Origin of the sequence: Variovorax sp. GrIS 2.14 (assembly GCF_046115955.1) — a bacterium.
Classification (GTDB): Bacteria; Pseudomonadota; Gammaproteobacteria; order Burkholderiales; family Burkholderiaceae_C; genus Variovorax.
Genome location: NZ_JBJXIA010000041.1, coordinates 1 through 13,690, shown reverse-complemented (window position 1 = coordinate 13,690; position 13,690 = coordinate 1). Strand labels below are relative to the sequence as shown.

At 58.4% G+C, this 13,690-nt stretch carries 12 protein-coding genes; 10 read left to right on the top strand and 2 right to left on the bottom strand.

The window, feature by feature from the left end; translation table 11 throughout:
• Positions 1–216: hypothetical protein (locus tag RCH10_RS26090; RefSeq protein WP_409054633.1), on the top strand; the 216-nt coding region annotated here is incomplete at its 5' end.
• Between the two features lie 295 nt (positions 217–511).
• The gene (locus tag RCH10_RS26085; RefSeq protein ID WP_409054632.1) at positions 512–817 is read left to right on the top strand and encodes a hypothetical protein; all 306 of its coding nucleotides are present in this window, start codon (positions 512–514) and stop codon (positions 815–817) included.
• A gap of 292 nt (positions 818–1,109) precedes the next feature.
• Here RCH10_RS26085 and RCH10_RS26080 read toward each other — a convergent pair whose 3' ends face one another.
• Complete coding sequence (locus RCH10_RS26080) at positions 1,110–2,267, bottom strand: MFS transporter (RefSeq protein WP_409054631.1); 1,158 nt, start codon at positions 2,265–2,267, stop codon at positions 1,110–1,112.
• Positions 2,268–2,643: 376 nt separating this feature from the next.
• Here RCH10_RS26080 and RCH10_RS26075 point away from each other — a divergent pair, with 376 nt between their 5' ends.
• The 6 genes from RCH10_RS26075 (at position 2,644) to RCH10_RS26050 (ending at position 10,149) form a co-directional block, all read left to right on the top strand.
• Positions 2,644–2,949, top strand: a complete 306-nt coding sequence (locus tag RCH10_RS26075) for a hypothetical protein (RefSeq protein WP_409054630.1) — start codon at positions 2,644–2,646, stop codon at positions 2,947–2,949.
• A 118-nt stretch (positions 2,950–3,067) separates the two neighbouring features.
• Entirely contained in the window at positions 3,068–3,448 is a 381-nt protein-coding gene (locus tag RCH10_RS26070; protein WP_409054635.1) for a phosphatase PAP2 family protein, read from the top strand.
• 14 nt (positions 3,449–3,462) lie between these two features.
• The gene (locus tag RCH10_RS26065; protein ID WP_323499154.1) at positions 3,463–4,791 is read left to right on the top strand and encodes a TolC family protein; all 1,329 of its coding nucleotides are present in this window, start codon (positions 3,463–3,465) and stop codon (positions 4,789–4,791) included.
• Between the two features lie 40 nt (positions 4,792–4,831).
• Complete coding sequence (locus RCH10_RS26060; RefSeq protein WP_409054629.1) at positions 4,832–5,938, top strand: efflux RND transporter periplasmic adaptor subunit; 1,107 nt, start codon at positions 4,832–4,834, stop codon at positions 5,936–5,938.
• Positions 5,935–9,027, top strand: a complete 3,093-nt coding sequence (locus RCH10_RS26055; RefSeq protein WP_409054628.1) for an efflux RND transporter permease subunit — start codon at positions 5,935–5,937, stop codon at positions 9,025–9,027. Before RCH10_RS26060 ends, RCH10_RS26055 begins: the two co-directional genes overlap by 4 nt.
• Positions 9,028–9,231: 204 nt before the next feature.
• Positions 9,232–10,149 carry a class I SAM-dependent methyltransferase gene (locus RCH10_RS26050; RefSeq protein WP_409054627.1) on the top strand — a complete coding sequence of 306 codons (918 nt, stop codon included), beginning with the start codon at positions 9,232–9,234 and terminating at the stop codon, positions 10,147–10,149.
• A gap of 165 nt (positions 10,150–10,314) precedes the next feature.
• Here the strand turns inward: RCH10_RS26050 and RCH10_RS26045 are convergent, their stop codons facing one another.
• The gene (locus tag RCH10_RS26045) at positions 10,315–10,932 is read right to left on the bottom strand and encodes a hypothetical protein (RefSeq protein WP_409054626.1); all 618 of its coding nucleotides are present in this window, start codon (positions 10,930–10,932) and stop codon (positions 10,315–10,317) included.
• 145 nt (positions 10,933–11,077) lie between these two features.
• On the opposite strand from RCH10_RS26045, the gene RCH10_RS26040 reads away from it, so the two are divergent.
• Together RCH10_RS26040 and RCH10_RS26035 are read left to right on the top strand one after the other, a co-directional pair.
• Positions 11,078–11,788: a response regulator transcription factor gene (locus tag RCH10_RS26040; protein ID WP_409054634.1), complete on the top strand. Its 711-nt coding sequence runs from the start codon at positions 11,078–11,080 to the stop codon at positions 11,786–11,788.
• 461 nt (positions 11,789–12,249) lie between these two features.
• The gene (locus RCH10_RS26035) at positions 12,250–13,032 is read left to right on the top strand and encodes a phosphatase PAP2 family protein (protein WP_409054625.1); all 783 of its coding nucleotides are present in this window, start codon (positions 12,250–12,252) and stop codon (positions 13,030–13,032) included.
• Positions 13,033–13,690 lie beyond the last annotated feature (658 nt).

Genomic DNA, 13,690 nt, shown 5'->3' with positions numbered 1-13,690 from the left:
ATCGCCGGCGGGGCCAGCCCGACACCGGCAAAGAGACTCAACGCCCACGCAAAGCTTCGGGCCTTCGAGCGGCGCACGACGCCTGATTCGATGCGACGCCGGCCGGGCGTGCGGCTTGGAAAAAACTTCATAGCGGGTGGTGACAGGTGGAAGAACTTTGAAAGCAGCTACAACGCCAATGAGTCGCGACGAGAACACCACGAGGCAATTGACTAGCCAAAAGACCTAATAGTCCATCCATGCAATTCAAATGTCACAGCGGAGGTCATAAGACGCGTTTCTAGCAGAGTCTAGTGATGAGCGTGTGTCGCAACTTTAATATGCCCGGAAACGACAGGGCGCACACAAAATATTCGCTCGACAGAATGAAAACAGGACTCATTCATTTAGCCTTGGTTCCGAAACACCAGGTTTTTTTGACTTCTGCACTTCTCGCAGGCATTGAGTTGAAGAAACACTATTGTTGGCGCCGGCGCGTATTTGACCCAGATGCCGACGGTAGGCATGACCCATGCCATCACCTCCCAAACTCAATGCTGGCAATGATTTCCATTGCCAGTCTTTGATTCAACGAAACTCCAGCATCCGAGTCAATTACCGACCGGCCGCAACACCGGTTGCTGTCAGGGAAGCCAGCGGCGAGCTAACTCTAGAAGCAGAGAATCTGAAGAATATCTTTGTTCCTCATTTCTGTGGGCAACCCTGTGGACGAAGCAATTTTGAACGCGCACAGCGCCTGGCCCGCCTGCATTTCCTGTCGATTGCACGGTTTTTAAGCAATGCCGCGTTGTTGTCGCTGGGCATGGACGACGGGTAGCAAAGCGGCCATGCAACGGATTGCAAATCCGTGTAGCCCGGTCCGCTCTGATGCTGCGAACCGCTGGTGGCGCATCTGGTCTAAAAAAGGAAGGTGAGCAGCCTTCACCAAGTCAGGGCCATGCCTAGTTTTTCAAACGCATGTCGGAGTTTTAACGCGATGTTCAAGCGTGCGCACGGCCACTCCAGCGAGGGCAACGGAAATTCAGCGTGACCGCCGTTTGCCGTGTCATTCCGCAGCCGGGCGTGTGCAGATGGCATCGGTCTTGGGCGCACTGCAACAGTGAACCGACTCAAGGCGTTGTGTCCACGCTCGAGCGGGGATCCGTGCTGCTTGGACTGATCGATTGGTAGGCCAGCCCCGCGAGCGCCACAAGGCAAAAAACGGCGCCGGTATGGAACGTGACCGTCGCGCCGAATCGATCCCACAACAATCCGGCAACGACGCTGGCCACGAGCAAAGCCACGCCACTGACCAAATTGAAGAACCCGTAGGCAGTGCCTCGCAAGTCGGCAGGGGCAGTGTCCGCCACCATCGTGGCGAGCAAGCCCTGAGTGATGCCCATGTGAACGCCCCACAGCGCGACGCCAATCAGCACGACGGCCCAATGATCGCTGGCCGCGAGCACCACATCTGCCACGATCAAGACAACGAGGCCGGTCGCCAGCAACTTGCGATGGCTCATGCGGTCGGAGAGTTTGCCAAACGGATACGCGGCCAATGCGTAGACCAGATTCATCGCCACCATCACCAGCGGCACCAACGCGACGGGCACCCCACTCTGATGGGCCCGCAACACCAGGAACGCCTCGCTGAACCGGGCCAGCGTGAACACCGCGCCAATACACACCACCCACCAGTAAGAGGAGCCAAGGCGCCGGAGATTCTCGCGACCGATCGGATTGATCCGCTTCGCGACTGGCTTGGACGCAGGCTCCCGAAGACCGAATGACAGCAGCGCGACGGACATCAACCCGGGGATCACCGCAACCCAGAAAACGGCTCGGAAATCGTTGGCCCAAAGCAGCATCAAGGTAACGGCCAGCAGCGGGCCCAAAAACGCCCCGACGGTGTCAAGCGACTGGCGTAAGCCAAAGGCCGCGCCCCGCAGGTGCGGTGGCGAGACGTCGGCCACCAAATCGTCTCGCGGCGCACCGCGTATCCCCTTGCCTACGCGATCCAGAAGCCTGGCCGTCAGCACGAGCCCAATGGACGGAGCGAGTGCAAACAGCGGCTTGGTCAGTGCGCCCAGGGCATACCCAAATACGGCCAGCCCCTTGCGCTTGCCGAGGTAGTCGCTCAGTGTCCCAGAGAAGATCTTGACGATGAGCGCGATTGATTCGGCCAGCCCTTCGATCAAGCCGACCGTAAGTGCGCTAGCACCCAGGGTTGAAACCATGAACAGCGGCAGCAAGCTGTGGATCATCTCGGAGGAAATATCCATCAACATGCTGACGAACCCGAGCACCCATATGCCGGCTGGGATTTGGCGCAGTGTCGCGCCCCGACGGGTTGAGTTCACATGATCCTCAGGTTTCGTTCGTTGTTTTTTACACCCTCAGGGTTGATAGGTGCGGAGGAATATGGGAAGTCGCGCCGACTATGGCTCGCAATGAAATCGTCTCGTCGGGGCAGATAGGGCAAATTTAACGAGCAGTGTGGCCGGCAAAGTGTCTTCACTTGCGTCTAAAGGTGAACTTGACGAACGCGGACGATGACCAATCACCCCGAGGCGATTCAAAACGTCTTGCAGGTGACGCGATGCGTTGGTTCGCCGCGCGCCCACCCTAATCATGACGCTCGGTCAATCCAGGATGACTTGAACGTTGAGCGTTTCGGTTCTTAAGGATTCCATAAGCCGTTGTGCACCAAGCTGGATGGGGCGTTTCAAGAATCACCATCCCAAAAATCAAGATCCTTCATGCACTTCGGCCCATACGATCAATACCCATTTGGTTTTTCACCGCCTTGCGCCCGACCAGCTGGTCCGAATCGGAGCGGCTGCTGTATTGACTTTGAGCACCATCGGTTTTGCTGCCGAGGCCATTGGCGTGTGCGCGAACGGGTTGGCAATTGCCCTGGACGGCTCCATTCAGATATGGATGCGCGCCTATCGGCGCGTCGGCTTCTGAACAGGTTTTTAACCTGATAACCCAAGCACACAACACTGTCGAGGTGCTACTCCTTGCGCTGACGCTCAGCCGGTACTTCCACCGCGCGCATGAGCGATTTTGGTCAGCTCTAGCTACTATGGTGGTTCCCAGCGGAATGCTGCTGAACCTGCACATGAAGCATATATTTCAACGTGATCGGCCCGAGGGTACAGTGCTTGATGGGTTGTCGAGGGTGCTTAGTTTCCCAAGCGGACACACTATGGCAGCAACGATTGTCTATGGCGCAGTAATCGCTGACCGCCTCTCAATGCATAAGCAAGACCGCGGACGCGCCAACGCTGTAACTGCATTCCTCACCAAGATCGTGGCAGTGGCCCTGAGTCGCGTGTATCTCGGCGTGCACTATGCGAGTGACGTGTTGACTGCAATGTTCGAAGGCGTCGCCTGGCTGGCTGTCTGCTCTCTTTTCATTCCCGCGCATGCCGCTGCGCCCAATGTCAAAACTCTGTGCAAATGAGATGCAGACTTCTTTTGTGGCTGGCCCTCGCATCGATCCAGGGATGCAGCTTCTACAAGGCCGAAACGCTGCCCAATGCGCCGGAATTTCCTTTGGATGTCGCCGCGGTTGGCGCGCCTTCTTTGTCACCGTTAACCGCGACATTGCTTCCGCCACATCCATTCGATGCATCAGACGGATTGGACATCACCGAGGTCGCGACGCTTGCGGTCCTCAATAATCCCGATCTTCGTGCAGCGCGATTGGCGCTTCGGGTTTCCAAGGCACAAAGCTTTGCTGCCGGCCTTTTGCCCGACCCTCAGATCAATTTCAGTCATGACTTTCCGAAAATCACAGGCCCGGGCATCAGCACAGCATTTCTCGTTGGTCTGAGCTATTCGGTCAATACGCTTTTGGCGCACTCGACCGTGAGAGCTGCCGGAGACAGTGACGATAAGCAGGCCGAGCTGAACTTGGCTTGGCAGGAATGGCAGACGATTGCGCAGTCACGGATGCTGTTTGTACGTCTGAAAGGTGCGGAAGCGAGAGACACTCTGCTCACGCAGACACGCGCTGTCCTGGCCGATCGCGTCGATCGCATGCAGCGTGCACTGACCCAGGGACTGCTGAGCCTTGATGCGGTGACCCCTCACCTGGCCGCGTTGCAGGACATCGAGCGGCAGGTAAGCGATCTGCGACGCCAAACGAATCAGGGCCGCTATGAACTGATTGCGCTGCTCGGGCTGGGACCTGACACCGTGCTCGTCTTGCAAGACAGCCCGGCGCTGCCTTTGATCGAAAGCACATCAATCGACCTCGAATTGCCTGCCCTGCTTGCGGCGCGGCCAGACATCAGGGCATTGCGCGCTGGGTACCAAGCGCAGGACGCCAGATACCGCGCAGCGCTTCTCAACCAGTTTCCGGCGTTCACTTTCGGGGTCCAGCGAGCACGCGATACCAGCAATGCTTACACGCGGGGCTTTTCCATCAACCTAAGCTTGCCGCTCTTCAATGGCGGCCGCGGGGATATACGCGTTCAGGACGCTACGCGCGACAAACTGCGCGCGGACTACCAGCAACGGCTCAACTCCGGCAGTACTGATGTCCACCGGCTGCTCAGTGAACAGGCGATCAGTCAACACCAGCTCGTGGGTGTTGAGCGCGCACTACAAACCTTGCACTCAGCCAGAGACCGCATGCGCGAGGCCTTACTCGCCCACAACGTCGATGCGCTGGCACTTGCAACTCTTGAGACCGCCACGCTGGCCAAGGAAACCGAACGCATCGACGCGTTACAGGCGCTGCAGGAGCAACGCATCGCCCTTTTGACCCTCACCGGGAACAGCGGAAATTTGACGCCATGACCCCTTCAAAAAACGACCGCTCTTGCCGAGGAATTTCGTTTTGAACCGTACGACCTTCAACAAGACGACGGTCGCAGTCGTGCTGGTCGCGCTGTGCGGCGCCGCATTGCTTTGGGCTCGAGCAAAAACGCCGTCGACGACGACCACAGCCGATGCAGCCGGACCCAGTGCGGGCGGCGTTGCAAGCGTCGTCACCGCCCTGCCGGCCAAGATGCGCGCGCCTGTGACGACCATTGCGTGGGGCGAAGTGTCGCCCGCGCAAACTCAAACGATCAGTTTTGCGAGGCCGGGCCAGCTCGCAGCATTGAATGTCGTCATCGGACAGCGAGCAGCCAAAGGCACGGTACTGGCGCGCCTGACGGCGGATCCACTTGCCGCGGCAACCCTGGAGCAAGCGCGAAGCGCTTCGACTTTGGCGGAGGGCGAAGTCAAGAGAATGCAGGCGCTGTTTGCTCTTCAGCTTGCCACAACATCCCAGGTAGACACCGCCAAACGAGTGGCCCAGGATGCCCGCAGCGCGCTCGACGCACAGCAGGCTTTGGCAGGAGGCCGTGACGCGACCGAAGCCACAGCACCATATGACGGCGTTGTGATGGGCCTGACCGCTGCTCTAGGTGACAGGCTGGCCGCCGGCGCGCCCATTTTGCAGTTCGGACGATCCGACCGGTTACGCGCGCTGCTTGGAATCGAACCTGCGGACGTCGCCAAAATCCATGTCGGTGACCTTGTGACCCTTAACCCATCAAGTTCACCAGGGCCGGACGCGCCCGGCGTTCTCAGCATGGAGGGCAAAGTGAGCAGTCTTCAAGGCCTGCTCGACCCAAAGACTCAGCTTGTGAATGCACAAGTCACGCTCTCGCCTGACGTCTCGCCAATGATCGTGGCGGGAACCCGAGTGAAGGCTCAGATAGTGACGGGAAGCCAGGACGGATGGGCCCTGCCTCGGCAAGCCGTTTTGACGGACGATCGCAGCGCTTACGTGTTTGCCGTGATGAACGATATGGCCCATCGGGTCGACGTGCGCCGCCTGTCCCAGTCGCAAAACGTGATCGTCGTAAGCGGACCGATCACCGAGCAAATGCGAATCGTCTCACTGGGAAATTACGAACTTGTGGATGGCATGAAGACGCAGGAGAAAAAGCCGTGAGAACAGCCGCGTGGTTGCACGGTCACCGCCGCTCTGTTCTCTTCTTTTTGGCGCTTCTGACTTTTATCGGTGCGTTTTCCGCCACACAGCTGCCAGTTTCCCTGTTTCCGACAGTCCAGTTCCCGCGCATCGCGCTGTCGCTGGATGCGGGCGACCGGCCAGCCACGCAAATGGAGCTCCAGGTCACTCGCCCGGTGGAAGAAGCCGTGCGCAGCATTCCGGGCGTACTGAATGTGCGGTCAAGTACCAGCCGCGGCGCAGCCGAAGTGTCCCTGAATTTCGCATGGGGCACCGAAATGGTGGGTGCCACGCTTCAGGTCAATGCGGCGCTGGCTCAGATCCAGACAGGGCTGCCGGCAGGCACACGAATCACCGCTCGGCGAATGGATCCCACGATCTTTCCCATCATCGCCTACAGCCTGACGTCGGAGAGCATCAGTGCCGCAGCGTTACGCGATCTGGCGACATACCAACTCGGCCCCCTCCTTTCGAGCATCAACGGCGTCGCGACAGTGCAGGTGCAAGGAGGCGCGATCGAAGAAGTCCGAGTCACCGCGGACCCCCGTCGGCTCGGGAACTTCGGCTTGTCTATGGATGATCTGGCTAAGGCATTGACCGCCGGCAATGTACTGACGGCTACCGGCCGCCTCGAAGACCACTACAAACTGTTCCTGGTTCTGGCGGACACGCGGTTCAAGGGTCTGGATGAAGTGCGTCAGACTGTTGTTGCCAGCGGTTCGAACGGCGTGGTGCGGGTCAGCGACGTGGCCGACATATCCAACATGCCTCGGCCGGAATATGTGCGGGTGACTGCCGACGGCAAGGACGCCGTGCTGGTGTCCATCCGCCAGCAACCCGGAAGTAACAGCGTCCAAATCGCAACCGATGTGTCTGCAGCCTTGTCCGCCTACGCGCCCAAGATGCCCAAGGGGGTGCACGTAGCAAACTGGTACGACCAGAGCAAGCTTGTCACAGCTGCGGCGACGAGTGTTCGCGATGCCATCCTGATTGGCGTCTGCCTGGCAGCCATCGTGCTGCTTGTGTTCCTGCGCAATCTTCGCCTCACAGCCATCGCCGTCGTTGTCGTGCCTGCAGTCCTCGCAATCACGGTCGTCGTGCTGTATCTGCTTGGCATGAGCTTTGACATCATGACGCTGGGTGGAATGGCCGCGGCTGTGGGCTTGATCATTGACGACGCGATCGTGATGATCGAACACATCGAGCGGCGCATAGAAAGGTTCAAGGCAGGCAACGAAGGGGAACTGGCAGACCGGATCGGCACCGCGGCCGTCGAGTTCCTGCGTCCGCTGGCAGGGTCGAGCGCCGCGACGCTGGTGATCTTTGCGCCGCTAGCATTTCTGTCCGGCGTGACAGGCGCGTTCTTCAAGGCGCTGTCGCTCACTATGGCAGCCGCACTCGCCATCTCGTTCGTCGTGACATGGCTGGCAGTGCCCCTGCTTGCCCAACGATTGCTGCATGCACGCCCCGCTGCTAAGCAGGATCGTTTGACCCGTCGGTTTCGCATCGTTTATCGACGCTGGTTGCCGAAAGTCCTCGCGCGCCCCTGGTGGGCAGTGCTCTGCGCCTTTGTGCTGATAGCGGTCGGTGGGCTAGCATTTCAACGTGTTGGCTCAGGGTTCATGCCCTCGATGGACGAGGGCGGTTTTATCCTGGACTTTCGCATGGCTCCCGGCACCTCGCTGACGGAAACAGACCGCGTCGCCAAGCAGGCGGAGGAGTTGCTCATGACGATTCCAGAAGTCGATACGTATTCGAGACGCACGGCCACGGGCTTGGGCGGCGGGCTGAGCGAGAGCAACCAGGGGGACTTCTTCGTTCGTCTCAAGGACGGCCCTCGAAGACCGGTGCAGGATGTCATGCAAGACGTGCGCGCAAAGTTCGAGGCCCAGATCCCAGGGCTCAACATCGAGCTTGCTCAGCTAATGGAAGACTTGATCGGTGACCTGACCGCGGTACCTCAGCCTGTCGAGGTCAAGCTCTTTGGAGTAGACAGGGCGGCCCTTGAACAGACCGCTAAGCGAGTTGCTGCACGCGTGGCAAAAATCCCAGGCCTGGTAGCCGTGCGCGATGGCATCAATCCAGCAGGCGACGCGATCAACGTCACTGTCGACCGCACCAAGGCCGCAGCAGAGGGGCTCGATCCCGATGCAGTCGGCAAGACGCTTCAAACCTACCTGACGGGTGCCGTGACAACGTCGTTTGCACGCGGTTCCAACATCACCGACGTGCGTCTGTGGATTCCGGCGGAGCAACGCACAACAGATGACCAACTTGCGCAATTGCCCATCAGGGCGCCGGATGGTCACATGGTGCCTCTTGGCCGGATTGCCGCGTTCGAGACGCAAATCGGCCAGGCACAGATCGCACGCGAAAACCTGAAAGCCATGGTCGCTGTCACTGGACGCATCGAGGGACGAGACCTCGGCTCGGCCGTCGCCGACGTCAAGACCGCAATGCTCGAGGCCAACATTCTCCCCGTGGGGGCCTACTACGAACTCGGCGGCCTGTACCAGCAGCAGCAGGTGGCATTCAAAGGTCTGATGCAGGTCTTTGCCGCGGCCACAGCGCTGGTCTTTCTCCTACTGCTCTTTCTGTTTGAAAGTTTCACTCTCACCCTTTCGATCCTCATTACTTCCCTGGTGTCTGTCTCTGCCGTCTTTATCGGCCTTTGGATAACCGGCACTGAACTCAACATCTCCGCAATGATGGGGATGACCATGATCATCGGAATAGTGACAGAAGTGGGAATTTTCTACTTTTCCGAGCAGCAAGAGCGCATCGATCAAGGCTGGAGTCATCGCCGCAGCCTCGTCGCGGCCGGCCAATTCCGCGCGCGTCCTATCGCCATGACAACGCTCGCGGCCATCTTGACACTCATGCCACTTGCGCTTGCGATCGGAGCCGGCTCTGAAATGCAGCAACCCCTAGCCATTGCAATTATTTCGGGACTCGTCGTGCAATTGCCATTGGTGCTGTTCTTCATGCCGGCGCTTTACCACATCTTTCAGCCCCTGCGGTCTCGACCGGCATCACTCCAAGAACGGCCGCTCGCTGCCACCGTCTCGTGATGAGCAGATCAATGGCCAGCGGCATCCGGTACTTACGCGAATCACGGCGTCGGAGTTGGAATGTCGTTTTACCGCTTATGTCCTCTCATTTCGACCCAGTCCCACTGATCTATTCGCCGCGCAAGTCAGAACGGTTACGGGCAAAACATGCCTCTTTCCAAAGGTAGGCGCAGCATGACAGCTCCACACTCCGCTTTTCCCCCTATGTCAGATGACTACGATCCGTGGTACCAGTGGCTTCGGCATTCTCGACATGGCGATGACGCCGCATTGCAGCAGATTGTTCAAGGAGAGGTGGTCGGGTATGTGAATCGTCTACTGGATGCGATATCGTGGCGTTCAGACATGACGCTGTTGGACGTGGGCACTGGAGAGGGTGCAGTGGCATTTCGTGCCATCGAACGCGTCGGATCCGCACTGCATGCGGTGTTCACCGACATTTCTCCAAAACTTCTTCGCTATGCCAAGGACAAAGCTTTACAGACCGGTGTAGCTGAGCAATGTTCCTTTCTGCTGCGGAGTGCGGATGCGCTCACCGACATACCCAGCGGATCGATTGACGTGGTGACCAGTCGCGCCGCACTGGCCTATGTTTCTAATAAATCTGGCGCACTAGACGAGTTCTTTCGGGTGCTAAAACCTGGGGGCCAGATATCCATTGCGGAGCCCATATTTCAGGACGAGGCCCTTGAGCTGGTATTTGCGACGGACTGGCTGGCGCGCCATGCAGAGGCTGGTTCCTCCCCGCTGCCCCTTTTGCTGCGCTGGAGAGCGGCGCAATGGCCCGACACACTGGAGAAGCTCCAGGTCAATGCGCTGATGAACTACTCCGAGCGCGATCTATGGAAGCTCTTCGATGCGTGTGGATTCGTAGGGCTTCACATGGAACTCCACTTTGACATGCGTGCCGTGCCCGCAATCAGCTGGGAGTCATTTTTGCGTAGCTCGCCGCACCCTTTGTCTCCGCCTGCCGGGGTCATCCTTGCCGAGAAGTTTTCGCCGGGCGAAAGCGCTTGCATCGAAGCTATCCTCCGTCCGGTGATCGAAGCCGGCAATAGCAAGGCGACCGTCCGACTTGCCTACCTAAGCGCGACCAAGCCAGAATTCCAATTAAACCGCTGAGCAGGTGCTGCTGAAGATCAGGAAACTTTGCAGACGCCTTGAGCGTCAACTGGGACTTAATTGTTTCTTAAGCCGGACAGTCATATGGTCCAGCCATGAACGATCAACCCCGTCCGCTGTCTGTGTTATCCAATGCGGTAGCAGACAACTGCGCAACAGAGGGCTTCATCCTACTTCAAGAAGCAGGATGGTTTCGACCCACGCGTGCTTCTGGGGGCGTCGCCGCGCAGCGACGCCGCACTGAGTCAGAAGAATTGGCGGTATCGCCATTTTCGGCCTGTCGTACTTCCACTTGATTGGCTTGGGGTCCTTGGGATGGGCTTTGATGTAGCGCGTAAGCTTCTTGTCGAGATCCTTGACCGGGACGAAGATGCATCGGCTGATCACGTCCCGCTGGATGAGCGAGAACCAGTTCTTTACCTGGTTGAGCCACGAGGAATACGTCGACGTGCAGGGAATCCGGACCTGGTTGTGTTCTACAAGAAAGGTATTCGGCAGCACAGTCTTGTTGCTGCTGACGTTTTCGCAGATCGTGAATCCCTCGTCGGGCGGGCTGACTGCCGAGCACGTCCTGCAGGTATCCTCAAAAGTGTGCAAGCACCAATCCCGGAATTGTTTCCGCACCGCAACGGCTCTATGGCAGATTGGAAGAATTAGCGGCTTTGGCAAGTCGTCGATGTACATGCGACGATCACGCGTTGTCGCGGTGACTTGATCGAATGCGGCGTCATGGCAATCATGGAGGTTTTTCCTTGGCGTCACAACGACATAGAGCTGCAACATGTACGGGACGACTATCGGCGCCGACGCACCGACCCGCGCGTCCTGGCCTGTGCGATACCGCGACAGTCTTACCGACGTCACCCTGGCGGCGTCCTGACAATTCAGACCACGACGAGAGGTCCGTCTCAGTGGAATCATGAAGACGATGCGCATCCTTCTCGTCGAACACAGCTCTGCCGCCAGCGCCTTTTTGCTAACCAGTTTGATCCATTCGGGGCATGAGGTAATCCGAGCGACGAATGTTGAGGAAGCCGATCAAAAGTGGCGCACAGCAAACGTAGATGTGGTCGTGCTCGATCAACTGCCGATGCACACCACCAGTTCGAGTGATCTCGCACGCGAACTGGAGGCGCTGCGTCTGGAGCGCGGCCGCGGCAGTCGCACTCCAGTGCTTGTACTGAGCGCGCGCAATACCACCGAGGATCGAATCGCGGGGCTCGATGCAGGAGCCGACGACTATCTTGGAAAGCCGTTTGACGTTCGCGAGGTAGAGGCCAGGTTGCGCGCTTTGGTGCGATGTTCGCAGGGCGCCGAAGACGCCGTCGAAGTCGGGCAGCTGAAACTCGATCGTAGAGCGCGCCGCTTCGCCCTCGCAGGCAGGCCGCTCGATCTCCCGGTCCGGGAGTTTCAGGTCCTTTGGGAACTTATGGATTCGCCCGGGAAAGCCATTGCCAAGAACGTATTGTCGGCAGCGCTTTCTTCCAGTGCGAAGGCACTTAGCGACAACGCGATCGAAGCTTTTCTCCATCGATTGCGCAAGCGACTACAGGGCAGCGACGTCGTCATCCTTACCATACGACGCGCCGGCTACATGCTGCTCGCACGGACGGCCAGCTCCGACGATCGTCATCGATAAAGTGAGAGGATTTGTCGCGCTAACGGCGGACCGCCCGTCTTCCGCTGCGCAAAGGAAAAAGCTCGTGTGCGATCGAAGCTTTGAGGATGTGATTGCGCGGTAGTGGTTAGGCGGTGGTGCAGCAACCCCTTACTGACATCGTCACCGTACCGGAACGACGGACGTTCTGCTGGTTTCGGATGTCGCTTGACATCTGGACTGAACGGCTAATTCTGTCGAGTGAGAACAGTTGTTTCGGCGCGCCGTTGCGGTGTGGAAGCCGTTGTTTTGCTTCGTTCGCCTGTTTGAGTGCGTATTTCGGCGAAGGTAACCGAAGATTTCGGCATGGTAGTCTTCACTCGTGCCTAAAATAACTTTTCGCGGTCTGCCGCTGCGTGCGGTAGTAGGCTGATTGGGTTATCGCCTTTGCCGTGCCGTGTCATGCAGAGGTCGCTGCAGCCCGCATTGAACGGCTGAGTGGAGTGTTCCAGGACTGCGCATCATCGAACGAACCTGAGAAGCTTGCCCTGTCCTCCCTCTGGGCGTTTTCCGCGAGCACATCAAAGGCCATCCACAACGATCCTTGCATTCAAGGCGACTCGAAGAAAATGGAAAGCGGTGTACCACTTTTGCACTTCTGGCGCCTCACCACGCGCTTGGGTGAAGCGCAAATCTTGCTCCCTGCAGCTCTGTTCGCTGCACTGACGCTGTCGGCGCGACCGGCCTCTCGCCCGTTTGTTTACCGGTGGGTCGCATTGCTAAGTGCGGGTGTTGTCGTCACGATAGCGAGCAAAGTCGCCTTCATAGGTTGGGGTACGGGCTGGGCAGCTGTGAACTTCACCGGAATGTCAGGACACGCGATGCTTTCAACAGCCGTTTATCCTGTGCTTCTCGGAACGTTCGCGAGCACAGGAGCTGGCACGAGGCGGAACGTTGCGATCGGCGCCGGTTGTTTGCTCGGTATTTTAATTTGTGTTTCGCGCCTGCTGCTAGGCGCGCACTCCCTTGCGGAGGTTCTTGCCGGTGGTTTGGTCGGCGCGCTGATCACCGGCCTCCTCTTCAGCAATAATCACCAGCCTTTCGAAGCCGTCACTCCGGTCATTCTTATTTTGTTGGTGACGTGGCTCGCTCTCATGTCGGCATTTGCTCCTTCTTCGAGAACATTCTCAGCCGTAACCGAACTGTCGCTTTATATTTCAGGCCAGGAGAGGCCCTACACGAGGAGCCGGATGATGCGAGATTTCCGACGCCAGCAAAGTCGCTAAAAAACTGTTTACTTTGCCCAATAATGGGTCACGTGCCGCTAAGCGCCGGTCTTGCCCAAGTTGCTGCAAAGTTTGCCCGGCGGCGCAACACAAGTGAGCGCTCAGGCCACTTTGAAGGCTCCAATAATGAGATTGCAAATAGTCGGATCGCAGGCTGCGATAGTGCCAAGTCAACCTCCGGCCCTTTCCGCCTTTGGGCTGTGTGCTGGTCTAATTTCCACGGACACCTCGATAGGTGGAATCCACCTGCACGGGAAACATGACCAAGAAACAACGAAGGACGTTCGACGAGGCGGCTCGGCTGCGGACGCATAGTCCGTACATCCAAGGCTTTTGAGCACGATCTGCGCCGGGCGGACACCGCCCCTCAACATTCCCCGGAAAGCTGCCCATTCGGTACGCCAAGCTGCCACGACTCAGTGACGGTTGCAATTCCGGCGCCTGCACTAATCCAGGAACGCGTTCAGCTCTAACGTTTTGTCGAAGACAGCATGGCAGGCCGCGCAAGCAGTGGACTCCTCTCCAGTCGCTACAGTGGGTATCCAACCCATTCACCGGAGAGATTGCAATGTCCCGACTCGTATCGATTCGCACGCTCGATTCACCCCACCTGGACGCTTCGGACGAAACCTGGCGCGCGCGCGTGCACCTGGCCGCG

Bases quoted from the DNA above. Each gene is read 5' to 3' on its own strand.
- RCH10_RS26085 (WP_409054632.1), top strand. From the start codon at position 512: ATGCCATCACCTCCCAAACTCAATGCTGGCAATGATTTCCATTGCCAG.
- RCH10_RS26080 (WP_409054631.1), bottom strand. From the start codon at position 2,267: ATGTTGATGGATATTTCCTCCGAGATGATCCACAGCTTGCTGCCGCTG.
- RCH10_RS26070 (WP_409054635.1), top strand. From the start codon at position 3,068: ATGGTGGTTCCCAGCGGAATGCTGCTGAACCTGCACATGAAGCATATA.
- RCH10_RS26050 (WP_409054627.1), top strand. From the start codon at position 9,232: ATGTCAGATGACTACGATCCGTGGTACCAGTGGCTTCGGCATTCTCGA.
- RCH10_RS26045 (WP_409054626.1), bottom strand. From the start codon at position 10,932: ATGTTGCAGCTCTATGTCGTTGTGACGCCAAGGAAAAACCTCCATGAT.
- RCH10_RS26040 (WP_409054634.1), top strand. From the start codon at position 11,078: ATGCGCATCCTTCTCGTCGAACACAGCTCTGCCGCCAGCGCCTTTTTG.